The 12,768-nt window shown below is 71.5% G+C and carries 12 protein-coding genes; 4 read left to right on the forward strand and 8 right to left on the reverse strand.

What is annotated here, in order from left to right:
* Positions 1-33: 33 nt before the first annotated feature.
* From ABTV10_RS17100 to ABTV10_RS17120, 5 genes are read right to left on the reverse strand one after another with little or no spacing between them, the layout of a single operon-like run.
* Positions 34-1,065, reverse strand: coding sequence for a methionine synthase (locus ABTV10_RS17100; protein WP_499028748.1), 1,032 nt, complete (start codon positions 1,063-1,065; stop codon positions 34-36).
* Positions 1,062-2,192, reverse strand: coding sequence for a tRNA 2-thiouridine(34) synthase MnmA (gene mnmA, locus ABTV10_RS17105; RefSeq protein ID WP_499028749.1), 1,131 nt, complete (start codon positions 2,190-2,192; stop codon positions 1,062-1,064). Before mnmA ends, ABTV10_RS17100 begins: the two co-directional genes overlap by 4 nt.
* Positions 2,193-3,419 (reverse strand): cysteine desulfurase family protein, encoded by a 1,227-nt coding sequence (locus ABTV10_RS17110; RefSeq protein ID WP_499028750.1) that lies wholly within the window; start codon positions 3,417-3,419, stop codon positions 2,193-2,195.
* A gap of 54 nt (positions 3,420-3,473) precedes the next feature.
* On the reverse strand, positions 3,474-4,322 hold the full coding sequence (locus ABTV10_RS17115; RefSeq protein WP_499028752.1) for a lysophospholipid acyltransferase family protein: 849 nt from the start codon (positions 4,320-4,322) through the stop codon (positions 3,474-3,476).
* Positions 4,319-5,146 carry a GNAT family N-acetyltransferase gene (locus tag ABTV10_RS17120; RefSeq protein ID WP_499028754.1) on the reverse strand — a complete coding sequence of 276 codons (828 nt, stop codon included), beginning with the start codon at positions 5,144-5,146 and terminating at the stop codon, positions 4,319-4,321. Before ABTV10_RS17120 ends, ABTV10_RS17115 begins: the two co-directional genes overlap by 4 nt.
* A gap of 124 nt (positions 5,147-5,270) precedes the next feature.
* Here ABTV10_RS17120 and ABTV10_RS17125 point away from each other — a divergent pair, with 124 nt between their 5' ends.
* The gene (locus ABTV10_RS17125) at positions 5,271-6,260 is read left to right on the forward strand and encodes a type IV toxin-antitoxin system AbiEi family antitoxin domain-containing protein (protein ID WP_499028755.1); all 990 of its coding nucleotides are present in this window, start codon (positions 5,271-5,273) and stop codon (positions 6,258-6,260) included.
* A 27-nt stretch (positions 6,261-6,287) separates the two neighbouring features.
* Here the strand turns inward: ABTV10_RS17125 and ABTV10_RS17130 are convergent, their stop codons facing one another.
* Positions 6,288-7,244: an electron transfer flavoprotein subunit alpha/FixB family protein gene (locus ABTV10_RS17130; RefSeq protein ID WP_499028757.1), complete on the reverse strand. Its 957-nt coding sequence runs from the start codon at positions 7,242-7,244 to the stop codon at positions 6,288-6,290.
* 45 nt (positions 7,245-7,289) lie between these two features.
* The gene (locus ABTV10_RS17135; protein WP_433605821.1) at positions 7,290-8,090 is read right to left on the reverse strand and encodes an electron transfer flavoprotein subunit beta/FixA family protein; all 801 of its coding nucleotides are present in this window, start codon (positions 8,088-8,090) and stop codon (positions 7,290-7,292) included.
* A gap of 241 nt (positions 8,091-8,331) precedes the next feature.
* Between ABTV10_RS17135 and ABTV10_RS17140 the strand changes: the two genes are divergently transcribed.
* From ABTV10_RS17140 to ABTV10_RS17150, 3 genes are read left to right on the forward strand one after another with little or no spacing between them, the layout of a single operon-like run.
* Positions 8,332-9,135 carry a class I SAM-dependent methyltransferase gene (locus ABTV10_RS17140; RefSeq protein ID WP_499028759.1) on the forward strand — a complete coding sequence of 268 codons (804 nt, stop codon included), beginning with the start codon at positions 8,332-8,334 and terminating at the stop codon, positions 9,133-9,135.
* Positions 9,132-10,715, forward strand: a complete 1,584-nt coding sequence (locus ABTV10_RS17145) for a 1,4-alpha-glucan branching protein domain-containing protein (RefSeq protein WP_499028761.1) — start codon at positions 9,132-9,134, stop codon at positions 10,713-10,715. The genes ABTV10_RS17140 and ABTV10_RS17145 overlap by 4 nt, the downstream gene beginning before the upstream one ends.
* The gene (locus ABTV10_RS17150) at positions 10,715-11,959 is read left to right on the forward strand and encodes a glycosyltransferase family 4 protein (protein ID WP_499028763.1); all 1,245 of its coding nucleotides are present in this window, start codon (positions 10,715-10,717) and stop codon (positions 11,957-11,959) included. Before ABTV10_RS17145 ends, ABTV10_RS17150 begins: the two co-directional genes overlap by 1 nt.
* A 17-nt stretch (positions 11,960-11,976) precedes the next feature.
* On the opposite strand, the gene ABTV10_RS17155 is transcribed toward ABTV10_RS17150, so the two are convergent.
* The gene (locus ABTV10_RS17155) at positions 11,977-12,765 is read right to left on the reverse strand and encodes an acyltransferase (protein WP_433605827.1); all 789 of its coding nucleotides are present in this window, start codon (positions 12,763-12,765) and stop codon (positions 11,977-11,979) included.
* Between the last annotated feature and the right edge of the window lie 3 nt (positions 12,766-12,768).

A 12,768-nucleotide genomic window follows, 5' to 3' on the forward strand; every position in this document is an offset into this window, starting at 1 on the left:
CTGGCGACAGTTTTCGCGGCCGCGAACACCCGTTCAGGGCATCGCGGACGGGTCCGCACCGTCAGCGAACGCGCGGGTCAGTTCGTTCGCCGCGCGCAGCGCCGCACGGGCCCACTCGATTCCCGCCCCCGCCAGGCCGCAGTTCGGCGTCACGGTCACCCGCGACGACAGCAGGGTGCGGTCGAATCCGAGCCGGTCCAGCAGTCGGGTCGCCGGTTCGGCCAGTTCCCGCCACCCCGGCGCGCGGTCCGGCGCGGTCGTGGGGACCAGACCGAGGGCCAGGTCGACACCCGCGTCGAGCAGTTCCCCGACGCCGTCCAGATCCGACGTGCGCAGTGCGCTCACATCGAAGCCGACCATCGCGGCACCGCTGCGGCGCAGCAGATCCCACGGTACGTCGGCCCCGCAGCAGTGCACCAGGACCGGTGCACCGATGCGTTCGATCGCCTGTTGCAGTAGGTGCAGGGCCTCGGGCTCCGGCAGTGCGGGCGGCGCCTGCAGGATCGACACGCCGGGCAGCGAACCGGCGAGAACCGCCGGCAGCGCGGGCTCGTCGAGCTGGACCACGACGGGCGACTCGAGCCGTCGGGCGGCGTCGGCGACGTGCGTCGCGATCCCCTCGGCCAGCGACTCCGCGACGTCGCGCAGCGCGCCGCGATCGGTCAGAACCCGGTGACCACCGAACAGTTCCACCTGCGCCGCGACGGTCAGCGGGCCGACGGCCTGCACCTTCACGGGCTGGTCGGTGCCGCGCCGTCCGGCCAGCTCCCACGCCTCTTCGAACGCGTCGAGGTCGCGGGCCAGCAGGTCCCGCGCCGTGCGGGTGGCCGCGCCGACCCGCTGGGCCAGGCGGTACCCGGTGGTGGAGGTGTCGAGCGGCATGTCGACCAGCAGCGCCGCCGCCCTGCCGATCATGTCCGCGCCGATGCCCCGCGCCGGCAGCTCCACCAGGTGCGGCAGCGCCGGCAGTTCGCCGACGACGATCTCGGCGGCCGCACGGGGATCGGTGCCCGGCCAGGATCCGACACCCGTCGCGACACCGACGGGGATCCGCGCGTCCGTCACGGCCGATCCGACGGCGAGCCGGTGCCCGTGCCCGAGATGGTGCCGCTGCCGATCACGACGTCGCCGGCCTCGTCCGGGCGGTACAGCACGACGGCCTGCCCCTTCGCGACGCCGGTCAGCGGCTCCGACAACTCGACCACGATGCCGCCGTCGTGACATTCCCCGTCGCTTCGCTCGCCCCGGACTGCCTCGGCGACCGCGCGGGCGGTGCCCCCGTGCGCGCGCACCTGCACGACGCACTCGACCGGGCCGACGGGCGACTGCCCGGACGTCCAGATCGCGCGGTCAGCGGTGATGGTCCACACCTTGAGGCGCTCCGCCGAGCCGACCCGCACGGTGCCCGTCTCCGGTTCGATCGCGGTCACGTACCGCGGCTGACCGTCCGCCGCCGGGCCCTGCACACCGAGGCCCTTGCGCTGGCCGATCGTGAAGCCGTGCACGCCCTCGTGCTGCGCGAGGACCTCGCCGGTGTCGGCGTCGACCACAGCGCCGGGACGGATCCCGATCTTGGCGCCCAGGAACGCGCGGGTGTCGCCGGACGGGATGAAGCAGATGTCGTGGCTGTCGGGCTTGTTCGCGACCGCGAGCCCGCGCTCGGCGGCCTCGGCGCGGATCTGCTCCTTGGGGGTGTCCCCGACCGGGAACATCGCCCGCGACAGCTGGTCCGACGTGAGGACCGCGAGCACGTAGGACTGGTCCTTGTCGGCGTCGACCGCGCGCCGCAGCACGCCGTCCTCGAGCCGCGCGTAGTGGCCCGTCGCGACGGCGTCGAAGCCGAGCGCGATCGCCCGGTCCGCCAGCGCCGAGAACTTGATCTTCTCGTTGCACCGCAGGCACGGATTGGGCGTCTCGCCCGCCGCGTACGACTCGACGAAGTCGTCGATCACGTCTTCCTTGAAGCGATCCGCGAAATCCCAGACGTAGAACGGGATTCCGAGGACGTCGGCCGCCCGCTTGGCGTCGCCCGCGTCCTCCTTGGAACAGCATCCGCGCGAGCCCGTGCGCAGGGTTCCCGGGGCCGTCGACAACGCCAGGTGCACGCCGACGACGTCGTGGCCGGCCGCCACCGCGCGTGCCGCGGCCACTGCGGAGTCCACGCCGCCGCTCATCGCTGCCAGAACTCGCATCTAACGATCCCCTCCGTTGGTTCCCCGGGCGCCGGCACTGGCCAGTCCGGCGGCGCGGGCGCGTTCGATCACCTGCGGCAACGCGGACAGCAGGGCCTCGACGTCCCGCTCGGTTGACGTGTGCCCCAACGAGAAACGCAGCGATCCGCGCGCGACGGCGGGGTCTACCCCCATCGCGATCAGCACATGACTCGCGCTCGCGACACCGGCCGTGCACGCCGAGCCCGTCGAGCACTCGATGCCCGCGACGTCGAGGAGCATCAGCAGCGAGTCGCCCTCGCAGCCGGGGAAGGTGAAGTGCGCGTTGCCCGGAAGTCTGCCGGCGCCAACCGGACCGTTGAGGACCGCGTCCGGCGCGATGCGCTGCACGCCCTCGATCAGGCTGTCGCGCAACGAGATCAGCTCGGCGCCGCGCGCTTCCATCTCCGATGTCGTGATCCGCAGCGCCGAAGCGAGCCCGACGATCGACGCGGTGTCCTGGGTGCCGGAGCGCAGGTCCCGCTCGTGACCGCCACCGTGCGACAGCGGCACGCAGGGCACCTGACGGCCGAGCAGCAGCGCACCGACGCCCTGCGGACCGCCGAGCTTGTGCCCGGCGATGCTGAGCGCGGACAGCCCGCTGGCCGCGAAGTCGACGGGCAGGTGCGCCGCGGCCTGGACCGCGTCGCTGTGCACCGGGACGTCGTACTCGGCCGCGACGGCCGCGATCTGCGCGATCGGGTTGATCGTGCCGATCTCGTTGTTGGCCCACATGACGGTGACGAGCGCCGTCTCCGCCGCGTGCACCGCCAGCTCGGCGCGCACGACCTCGGGGTCCACCGCACCGCTCGCGTCCACCGGCAGCCACGTCACCTGCGCGCCCTCGTGCGCGACGAGCCACTCGACGGCGTCGAGCACCGCGTGGTGTTCGACGGCGCTCGCGAGGATGCGGGTGCGCCTGGGATCGGCGTCGCGCCGCGCCCAGAAGATGCCCTTGACGGCGAGGTTGTCGCTCTCGGTGCCGCCGGAGGTGAAGATCACCTCGGACGGCCGGGCACCGAGGCACGCCGCGATGGACTCGCGGGACTCCTCGATCCGGCGCCGGGCCGCGCGGCCCGAACCGTGCAGCGACGAGGCATTACCCACCGTGGCGAAGATCTCGGTCATCGCCTCGATCGTGGCCGGATACATGGGTGTGGTCGCGGCATGGTCGAGGTAGACCGCAGAGCTGTGGGCAGACGAGATCATGGCCCGTCAAGGATAGCCCTTCGCCCGGAACCGGCACGTCGGCGGACATCCGCATCACGCGGCGTGCTCGCTGCGACCGCCCTCCAGGTCGGCGAGGAGGCGACGGGCACCGAGGTCGGTGGTGCGCCGCACGTGCTGCTCACACCGCTGCGCGAGTTCGCGGCGGCACGATCCCGGATCCTGACGTGCCCCGACGACCACCCGGGCCCGCAGTCCCCGACTGCGCAGGACCCGCCGCATCGCGGACACGATGCCCTCGTCGCCGACGAATCCCGGACCGGTCGTCCGGCCGCCGGAGGCGTCGACGTAGTCGACCGACAGCGGCAGGACCGGGCGGCCCGCGTCCACGGCGGCCTGGAACAGCGCCGGCCGGAACCTACCGAACGACCGACCGCACCACGTGGTGCCCTCGGGGAACGCGATCACCGTCTCGCCCGCGATCAGCCGGTCCCGCACCACCGCGACCGTCGCCGGCAGCCGGCGCAGGCTGTCGCGCACGATGGGGATGACGCCGGCCCGGCGGGCGACCACGCCCAGCAGCGGCCACGACACCAGATCGGCGCGGGCCACGAACCGGCCGGGCAGCACGGCCGCGAGCACCAGCACGTCCAGCCACGACACGTGCCCGGCCACGACGAGCACTCCCCCGTCGACCGCACCCACGCGCCCCGTCACGTCGAGTCGGATCCCGATGCCGCGCAGTGCCGTCCGCGCGAGCAGCCGGTGCACGGCGCACCGCCGCCGGGCCGGCAGCAGCCGCACCACTGGCAGCAGCAGCGAGCACGACGCCACCGCGACCAGCGCAATCCAGCGACCGCACGCCGCGGGGATCGACACCCGCGCGGGCCGCTGCGGCAGACACCCCGCTCCACACGGGCTGACCGGCACCCAAGGGTGGCTCACGCCGCGGCCTCGATGGTGGCCGATGCCCGCCGCAGCCGCTCCAGGTAGCGGACGTCGGCGCCGTGCAGACTCTGCAACGCCACGAAATCCGCCACCCCGAAGTCCGGATCGTGGGCGGGTTCGCCGCAGATCTTCGCGCCCAGCCGCAGGTAGCCGCGCAGCAGCGGCGGCACCGCCGGACGTGCGGGTGCGGCGATGTCGTCGAGCGACCGCCCGTCCACCCGGACCGGGCGCAGCGGCCGCACCCACCGCGAACGGTCCGCGGCGTGCCGGTCGAGCAGGAAGTCGCGCACGGCGCGCACGTTCGCGCCCGCCACCGCGTCCGGCCGATCCTGCATCGGCACCGAGACGCAGCCCATGACCGTGTCGTGGCCCGTCAACTGGAGGTAGTGGAGGATGCCCGACCACATCAGCGCGAGCACCGAACCCGAACGGTGCGCCGTGTCGACGCACGCGCGCCCCATCTCGACGACCCGGTGCGCGGCCGGATCGAGCGCGGAAAGATCGAATTCGGTGGCGGTGTAGTAGCCGCCCGCCGCGCGGGCGCCGTCCGGCGGCAGCATGCGGTAGCAGCCGACGAACTCGTCCGAGACGTTGTCCCGGACCAGCAGGTGGTCGCAGAAGTCGTCGAACCGGTCGACGTCGCGGGCGTCGGGCGACCGCGGGATCACGAAGCCGGGTTCGGTGGCAAACACGCGGTAGCGCAGGCGCTGCGCGGCCTCGCGGTGTTCACGGTCGGAGGAGACGAGGAGGGAGTAGCGGGGCCCCGAGATCTCGGGCGCCGGCGCGGAACAGACGGTCTCGACTAGCGGCGAAGTTGTCATGGCGCAGGTTTATCGACCGTGGGCAGCGCTGGGGCGTCGGCTCCGTGTCGCGTCGGTGCAGGTTCGGTGAACGTGCCGCGCCGCGGCCTCCCCTCCGCACCCACCACCGACGACCATCGATGCCATGACCGAGCCGACACCGCCGGTGCTGCGCCGACGCGACGCGATCGCCCGCGGGTACACCGACGCCGAGATCCGCACTCTCTGCACGAACGGGGATCTGCGGCGCCTACGTCCGGGCACGTATCTCAGCAACGCGGCCCACTCGGGACTCGAACCGTCGCAACGACACCGGGAACTGATCCGGGCGACCCTGCCGGGTGTGGCCGCCGGCGCGGTCGTCAGCCACCAGTCCGCGGCGGTACTGCACGGCTTCTCGCTGTGGGACATCCCACTCGACCGCGTCCACGTCACGCGGGACCGGGCCGGAGGCGGACGACGCACCCGGCACCTGCACGTGCACTGCGCACCGCTCGGGGACGGGGACGTGGGCGTGCTGGACGGCATCCGGCTCACGTCCGCGGCTCGGACCGTCGCTGACCTGTGCCGGACCGCGCCGCTCGAGTCGGCCGTCGCCGTGGGCGACTCGGCCCTGCGTTCCGCAGGACTGCGACGGGCCGCCGTGGCCGAAGCACTGTCGTATGCCGTGGGGAGGCCCGGTCATCCCGCCGCGTTGCGCGCACTCGCCTTTCTCGACGGCCGCAGCGAGAGCGTGGGCGAGTCACGCAGTCGGATCGCGCTGGCCGCGCTCGGCCTGCCGGCACCCGAACTGCAGGCTTCGCTGCTCGATCCGGACGGCCTGCCGGTCGGACGCGTCGACTTCCTGTTCGCCGACACCGGCGTGGTCGGGGAGTTCGACGGAAAGGTCAAGTACGGCAAGTACCTTCGCGCCGGCCAGGATCCGGGCGACGCGGTGTTCGCGGAGAAGCAGCGCGAGGACCGGATCCGCGACGCCGGCTGGGACGTGGTGCGGTGGACGTGGCAGGACCTGGACCGCCCGGCGCGGTGCTGCGCGCGAATTGACGCCCCGCGCGCACGATTGCCCGCGCGGGAGACGCATCCGCGCGCGGCGGAGACCGAACGAACACGAAACCCCCGCCACCGGTTCCGGTGACGGGGGTTTCGAGAGCCTCGAGCGGTATCAGCCCTTGTGAGCCTTGACGGCCTCGGTCAGCTGCGGCGCGACGTTGAACAGGTCGCCCACGACGCCGAAGTCCGCGATCTCGAAGATCGGGGCCTCTTCGTCCTTGTTGACCGCGACGATGGTCTTCGAGGTCTGCATGCCGGCGCGGTGCTGGATGGCACCGGAGATGCCGAGCGCGATATACAACTGCGGCGAGACCGTCTTGCCGGTCTGACCGACCTGGAACTGGCCCGGGTAGTAGCCCGAGTCGACGGCGGCACGCGAGGCACCGACGGCGGCACCGAGCGAGTCGGCGAGCTCCTCGACGACCGAGAACTTGTCGGCCGAGCCGACGCCGCGGCCACCGGAGACGACCACGGACGCCTCGGTGAGCTCGGGACGGTCGCCACCGACGATCGGCTCACGCGAGACGATCTTCACGGCGCTCTCGTCCTGCGCCGGAACCTCGACGACGACCTGCTCGCCGGCAGCGGCCTGCGGCTGGGCCTCGACGGCACCCGGGCGGACCGAGATGACCGGAACCTCGCCGTTGGCCTTGGCGTCGACGGTGAACGCGCCACCGAAGATCGAGTGGACGGCGCTGCCGTCGGCCTTGATGTCGACGACGTCGGACAGCAGGCCGGAGCCGATGCGAGCCGCCAGGCGACCGGCGACCTCCTTGCCCTCGGTGCTGGCGGCCACGACGACGGCGGCCGGGCTGGCGGTCTCGACCAGGCCGGCGAGGACGTCGACCTTGGGGGTCACGAGGTAGCCCTCGATGTCGTCGGACTCGGCGACGTAGATCTTCGCGGCACCGGCGGCGGCCAGCGCGTCGGCCAGCTTGCCGGCGGTACCGGCCGGGCCGGCGACGACGGCGGACGGCTCACCGAGCACGCGAGCGGCGGTGAGGAGTTCGGTGGTGACCTTCTTGAGCGCACCCTCGGCGTGCTCGACGAGCACCAGTACTTCTGCCATTGCTTACTTCTCCCTGTCTTGTCTGCTGGTCTCGAGGGGGCTGGATCAGATGATCTTCTGGCCCACGAGGTACGCGGCGATCTTGGAGCCGCCGTCGCCCTCGTCGGTGACGCGCTCGCCAGCGGTACGCGGGGGCTTGGGGGTGGAGGCGGTGACGGTGGTGCCCGCATTGGCGACACCGACGGTCTCCGGGTCGACACCGAGGTCGGCCAGGGTCAGGACCTGAACTTCCTTCTTCTTGGCGGCCATGATGCCCTTGAAGGACGGGAAGCGCGGCTCGTTGATCTTCTCGGTGACCGAGACGATGGCCGGCAGGCCGGCCTCGAGGCCGAAGACGCCCTCGTCGGTCTCGCGCTCGCCGGTGACCTTGCCGTCGGCGACCGTCAGCTTGCGCAGCTGGGTCAGCTGCGGCAGGCCCAGGTACTCGGCGATGATGGCCGGGACGGCGCCGATGCGGCCGTCGGTGGCCTCGTTGCCGGCGATGACCAGGTCGGCGGCCTCACCGTTCTCGAAGCTGATCTGTCCGAGAGCGGCAGCCAGGGTCCAGCCGGTCTGGATCGCGTCGGAGCCGTGCAGAGCCGGGTCGTTGACGTGGACGGCCTTGTCGGCGCCCATGGACAGCGCCTTGCGGATGGCGTCGGTGGCGCGGTCGGGGCCGGCGCACAGCACGATCACCTCTCCGCCCTGGGCCTCCTTGATGAGGAGAGCTTCCTCGACGGCGCGCTCGTTGATCTCGTCGAGCACGGCATCGGCGGCCTCGCGGTCAAGCGTGAAGTCGCCGTCGGTGAGCTTGCGCTCGGACCACGTGTCGGGGACCTGCTTGATCAAAACGACGATGTTCGTCATGGGTCTTCGTCGACCTCCTGTTTGTAGCTAGCTGATGATCGCGAGCAACTCCGCGACATGCCGAGCTCTCGTAAGCAATTTCGGTTGCACGTTGGCTGTGCGACAGATTACCCCACGGCAAGTTACCAGCCGGTAACTTAGGCGGAATCCGGTCTCACCATAACCGCCGACGAGCGCTTTCACGGCTGTGATGTGGACCACCTCGACGGTTGCCTCGTCCGGTGCCACTAACCTCGCTGAGGTGAGCGAATCCACAGTTGGTTCCACGACCGAGCGCGCCGACGCATCGAACGAGGCGTCCACGCTGCCGTTGACCGGCGAACGCACGGTGCCCGGAATCCCCGAGGAGAACTACTGGTTCCGGCGCCACGAGGTGGTCTACCGCGACCTCCTCCCCCGCTGCGCCGACCGCGTCGTACTCGAGGCCGGGTCGGGAGAAGGCTACGGCGCCAACATGATTGCCGACGTGGCAACGAAGGTCACGGGACTCGACTACGACACCTCGGCCGTCGAGCACGTCCGCGCCCGCTACCCCCGCGTCGAGATGCTGCACGGCAACCTCGCCGAGCTGCCGCTCGCGGACGAGTCCGTCGACACCGTCGTCAACTTCCAGGTGATCGAACACCTGTGGGACCAGGCGCAGTTCCTGCGCGAGTGCCACCGCGTCCTGCGCCCCGGAGGCGAACTGCTCGTGAGCACCCCCAACCGGATCACGTTCTCGCCCGGCCGCGACACCCCGCTCAACCCGTTCCACACCCGCGAGCTCAACGCGGCCGAACTGACCGAACTGTTGGTCGAGGCCGGGTTCCGGGTGGCGCTGATGACCGGTGTCCACCACGGTCCGCGCCTGCGCGAACTCGACGCCAAGCACGGCGGGTCGTTCATCGACGCCCAGATCGAGCGCGCGCTCGCCGGCGAGCCGTGGCCGGAGGATCTCGCGCGCGACGTCGAGCGCATCGGCGTCGACGACTTCACGCTCCGCGAGGCCGACATCGACGACAGCCTCGACCTCGTCGCGGTCGCGATCAAGGATCCCGTGACGTGACACGAACCGAGGGGGACGCCGTGACTTCGCGTGAACCGGGCATGTTCTGCCTGGTCCTGCACTCGCACCTGCCGTGGCTCGCGAACCACGGCCGCTGGCCCGTCGGCGAGGAGTGGCTGTACCAGTCGTGGGCGGCGACGTACCTGCCGGTGACGGCCGTGCTGCGCCGGCTCGCGGCGGAGGGCCGCACGCGGCAGCTCACGCTGGGCATCACCCCGGTGCTCGCGGCGCAGCTCGACGACCCGCACTGCCTCGACGGCATGCACCACTGGCTCGGCAACTGGCAGATCCGCGCGCACGAGGCCGCCGGGATGCGGTCAGCGTCGCAGCGCGAACTGGGGGCGCGCGAGCACCGCGCGTCGGCCGCGGCGCTGGAGGACTTCGAGACCCGCTGGCGTCACGGCGGATCCGCCGTCCTGCGCGAACTGATCGACGCCGAGACGATCGAACTGCTCGGCGGCCCGCTCGCGCACCCGTTTCAGCCGCTGCTCCACGAGCGTCTGCGCGCGTTCTCGCTCACCGAGGGACTCGCCGACGCGCGGGCCCGCTGGAACCACACCCCGTCCGGGATCTGGGCGCCGGAATGCGGGTTCACCCCCGGCATGGAGACCGGCTACGCGACCGCCGGTGTGTCTCACTTCATGGTCGACGGCCCCGCGCTGCGCGGCGACACGTCGGCGGGCCGGCCGGTGTGGGACTCCGACGTCGTCGCGTTCGGTCGCGACCTCGAGGTGAGCTACCGCGTGTGGTCGCCGAAGACCGGCTACCCGGGCCACGCCGCGTACCGCGACTTCCATACCTACGACCACGACACCGGGCTCAAGCCCGCCCGGGTCACCGGCCGCACGGTGCCGTCCGAGAAGAAGGCCCCGTACGACCCGGCGCTGGCCGCGGTCGCCATCGACAAGCACGTCGACGACTTCGTCGAGACCGTGCGCCGACGCCTACGCAGCGAGTCCGAGCGGGTGGGCCGGGACGCGCTGGTGGTGGCCGCGTTCGACACCGAACTGTTCGGACACTGGTGGTACGAGGGACCGCAGTGGCTCGAGAAGGTGCTGCGCGCGCTGCCGGAGGCGGGCATCGAGGTCGGCACCCTCGCCGACGCCCGCGCCCGCGGCTACGTGGGACAACCGGTGGAACTGCAGGACTCGTCGTGGGGTTCGGGCAAGGACTGGCGGGTGTGGGCCGGCGACCAGGTGCAGGACCTGGTCCGGCTCAACGCCGAGGTGGTGCAGACCGCGCTGGACACCATCGACAAGTCCCGCGACGCGAATCCGGAACACCCCGAACTTCGCAATCGGGTCCACGACCAGATGTTGCGTGAGACGCTGATGGCAGTCTCGAGCGACTGGGCCTTCATGGTCAGCAAGGACTCGGCGGCCGGGTACGCCCGGGACCGGGCCCACAAGCACGCACACGCGTTGCGGGAGATCGCCGACGCCGTCGCGTCCGGGCGGGACGACGTCGCACGACGTCTCGCCGCCGGCTGGAACGCCGCCGACGGTCTGTTCCCCGCACTCGACGCACGGCGCCTGCCCGGTCGCGGGGCCGCAACAGCCGCATTCGCTGGGAGCATGTGATGAGAGTTCTGATCGTGTCGTGGGAGTACCCGCCCGTCGTCGTGGGCGGGTTGGGACGACACGTCCACCATCTCGCGACCGAACTGGCCGCGGCCGGCCACGAGGTGGTCGTGCTCGCGCGGCGACCGTCGGGCACCGATCCGTCCACGCATCCCACGACGACGGAGATCGCCGACGGCGTGCTGGTGGTCGCCGTGGCCGAGGATCCGCCGCACTTCGTGTTCGGCGAGGACATGCTGGCGTGGACGCTGGCGATGGGGCACGCGATGGTTCGCGCGGGAGTGGCCCTGTCGAAGGAGGGCATCGGCGAGGGCTGGCAACCCGACGTCGTGCACGCGCACGACTGGCTGGTGGCGCACCCGGCGATCGCACTCGCCGAGTTCTACGACGTCCCCCTGGTCTCCACGCTGCACGCGTCGGAGGCGGGCCGGCACAGCGGCTGGCTGTCGGGCCGGGTGAACCGCCAGGTGCACTCGGTGGAGTGGTGGCTGGCCAACGAGTCCGACTCGATCATCACGTGCTCGGCGTCCATGGAGGACGAGGTCACGGCGCTGTACGGCCCGGAGCTGCCGCCGATCACCGTGATCCGCAACGGCATCGACGTCACCACGTGGAGCTACCGCCCGCGCGCACCGCGATCGGGCCCGGCAACGCTGCTGTACGTGGGACGACTCGAGTACGAGAAGGGCGTGCAGGACGCGATCGCGGCACTGCCGCGGATCCGGCGCAGCCATCCCGGCACGACCCTCGCCGTCGCCGGTGAAGGCACCCAGTTCGAGTGGCTGCAGCAGCAGGCCCGGGCGCACCGCGTCGCCCGGTCGGTGACGTTCCTCGGCAACCTCGACCACGAGGAGTTGCTCGGCTGGCTGCACGGCGCCGACGCGATCGTGCTGCCCAGCCGGTACGAGCCGTTCGGGATCATCGCGCTCGAGGCAGCGGCCGCGGGCACGCCGCTGATCGCGTCGACCGCCGGCGGACTCGGTGAGGCCGTCGTCGACGGCGCGACCGGACTGTCGTTCGCGCCGGGCGACGTGGAGGGTCTCACCTCCGCGGTCCGGGAGACGCTCGACGATCCGGACGCGGCGCAGATCCGGGCGCAGGCGGCCCGCGATCGGCTGACCGCCGATTTCGACTGGGGCAAGGTGGCCGAGGAGACCGTGCAGGTGTACTCGGCGGCCAAGCGCCGGGTCCGGCACCCGTTGGCACGGCCGGAAATTCCCGAGCGCCCGCTACCCGGTCGGTAGCGGGCACCCGGCCCGGCTCACTTCGGGGCGGCCGCCCCGTTGCCGTTCACCGCGGGAGCGGCGTCACCGTTCGCCGCGGCCTTCTTGCGGGCGATGTCCTCGAGGGCGGCGATGTACTTCGCCCGCTCCTCGGCACCGGACTCCCAGTCGACGCGGCGGTTCTTGACGGCCTTGGCCGGGGAACCGACCGCGATGCTGAAGTCGGGGATGTCGCCCTTGACCACGGCGTGCGCACCGAGCACACAGCCGCGGCCGACGCGTGTGTTGCGCAGGACCGTGACTTTCGCGGCGATCCACGTGTCGGGTCCGATCCGGACCGGCCCCTTGACGATGCCCTGGTCCTTGATCGGGACCGTCACATCCTCGGTCCGGTGGTCGAAGTCGCAGATGTAGCACCAGTCCGCGACGAGGGTCGACGCGCCGATCTCGATGTCGATGTAGGTGTTGACGACGTTGTCCTTGCCGAACACGACCTTGTCGCCGATCCGGAGCGAACCCTCGTGGCAGCGTAGGGCGTTGCCGTCACCGATGTGGACCCACTTGCCGATCTCCATCCGCGACAGACCGGGGGTGGAGTGGATCTCGACGTTCTTACCGAGGAACACCATGCCGCGCGTGATGATGTGCGGATTCGCGAGTTTGAACTTGGCCAGGCGGTAGTAGCGGACCAGGTACCACGGCGTGTACGCCTTGTTCGCGATGACCCACTTCAGCGAGGCCAGCGTCAGGAATCGGGCCTGCTCACTGTCCCGACGTCGAGATCCGCGCCACCTCGAGCGCAACGGTGCGCCCCACATGCTCGTCATGAC

Source organism: Paraburkholderia sp. RHO2 (genome assembly GCF_050955445.1).
Classification (GTDB): Bacteria; Actinomycetota; Actinomycetes; order Mycobacteriales; family Mycobacteriaceae; genus Prescottella; species Prescottella agglutinans_A.

Excerpts from the sequence above, each read along its gene's own strand:
- mnmA (WP_499028749.1), bottom strand. The coding sequence starts at position 2,192 with ATGCGAGTTCTGGCAGCGATGAGCGGCGGCGTGGACTCCGCAGTGGCC.
- ABTV10_RS17110 (WP_499028750.1), bottom strand. The coding sequence starts at position 3,419 with ATGATCTCGTCTGCCCACAGCTCTGCGGTCTACCTCGACCATGCCGCG.
- ABTV10_RS17120 (WP_499028754.1), bottom strand. The coding sequence starts at position 5,146 with ATGACAACTTCGCCGCTAGTCGAGACCGTCTGTTCCGCGCCGGCGCCC.
- ABTV10_RS17125 (WP_499028755.1), top strand. The coding sequence starts at position 5,271 with ATGACCGAGCCGACACCGCCGGTGCTGCGCCGACGCGACGCGATCGCC.
- ABTV10_RS17130 (WP_499028757.1), bottom strand. The coding sequence starts at position 7,244 with ATGGCAGAAGTACTGGTGCTCGTCGAGCACGCCGAGGGTGCGCTCAAG.
- ABTV10_RS17135 (WP_433605821.1), bottom strand. The coding sequence starts at position 8,090 with ATGACGAACATCGTCGTTTTGATCAAGCAGGTCCCCGACACGTGGTCC.
- ABTV10_RS17150 (WP_499028763.1), top strand. The coding sequence starts at position 10,715 with ATGAGAGTTCTGATCGTGTCGTGGGAGTACCCGCCCGTCGTCGTGGGC.
- ABTV10_RS17155 (WP_433605827.1), bottom strand. The coding sequence starts at position 12,765 with ATGACGAGCATGTGGGGCGCACCGTTGCGCTCGAGGTGGCGCGGATCT.